Source organism: Peptoclostridium litorale DSM 5388, assembly GCF_900141635.1.
GTDB classification, from domain to species: Bacteria; Bacillota; Clostridia; order Peptostreptococcales; family Peptostreptococcaceae; genus Peptoclostridium; species Peptoclostridium litorale.
This window is the reverse complement of the sequence record NZ_FSRH01000037.1, coordinates 1-1,234: the sequence shown is the minus strand read 5'-3', so window position 1 is coordinate 1,234 and position 1,234 is coordinate 1. Positions and strand designations below refer to the sequence as shown.

Sequence of the window (1,234 nt, the reverse complement as noted above, 5' to 3'; positions counted from 1 at the left end):
AACAGCAAACCATTTTCTCCTTAGAAAGGAGGTGATCCAGCCGCACCTTCCGATACGGCTACCTTGTTACGACTTCACCCCAGTCATTGATTTCACCTTCGGCAGCCTCCCCCTTGCGGTTGGATAACTGACTTCGGGCGCCCCCAACTTCCATGGTGTGACGGGCGGTGTGTACAAGACCCGGGAACGCATTCACCGCGGCATTCTGATCCGCGATTACTAGCAACTCCAGCTTCATGTAGGCGAGTTTCAGCCTACAATCCGAACTGAGAACGGCTTTAAGGGATTGGCTTGCTCTCGCGAGCTTGCTGCCCGTTGTACCGCCCATTGTAGCACGTGTGTAGCCCTGAACATAAGGGGCATGATGATTTGACGTCATCCCCACCTTCCTCCGAGTTATCCTCGGCAGTCTCTCTAGAGTGCCCAACTTAATGCTGGCAACTAAAGACAGGGGTTGCGCTCGTTGCGGGACTTAACCCAACATCTCACGACACGAGCTGACGACAACCATGCACCACCTGTCACCTTTGTCCCCGAAGGGAAAGCTTCGGTTAAGAAGCGGTCAAAGGGATGTCAAGTCCAGGTAAGGTTCTTCGCGTTGCTTCGAATTAAACCACATGCTCCGCTGCTTGTGCGGGTCCCCGTCAATTCCTTTGAGTTTTATTCTTGCGAACGTACTCCCCAGGCGGAGTGCTTAATGCGTTAGCTGCGGCACCGAGGTTCGACCCCCGACACCTAGCACTCATCGTTTACGGCGTGGACTACCAGGGTATCTAATCCTGTTCGCTCCCCACGCTTTCGTGCCTCAGCGTCAGTAACAGTCCAGAAAGTCGCCTTCGCCACTGGTGTTCCTCCTAATATCTACGCATTTCACCGCTACACTAGGAATTCCACTTTCCTCTCCTGTACTCAAGCTGATAAGTTTCCAAGGCTTACTACGGTTAAGCCGTAGCCTTTCACCTCGGACTTTATCAGCCGCCTACGCACCCTTTACGCCCAGTGATTCCGGATAACGCTTGCCCCCTACGTATTACCGCGGCTGCTGGCACGTAGTTAGCCGGGGCTTCCTCCTAAGGTACCGTCATTATCTTCCCTTAGGACAGAGCTTTACGACCCGAAGGCCTTCATCGCTCACGCGGCGTTGCTGCATCAGGCTTTCGCCCATTGTGCAATATTCCCCACTGCTGCCTCCCGTAGGAGTCTGGACCGTGTCTCAGTTCCAGTGTGGCCGATC

At 54.2% G+C, this 1,234-nt stretch carries 1 rRNA gene; it reads right to left on the bottom strand.

Going from position 1 to position 1,234, the window contains the following annotated elements:
* Positions 1–24 precede the first annotated feature (24 nt).
* Positions 25–1,234 (bottom strand): 16S ribosomal RNA (locus BUQ87_RS14890); the annotation flags it as partial.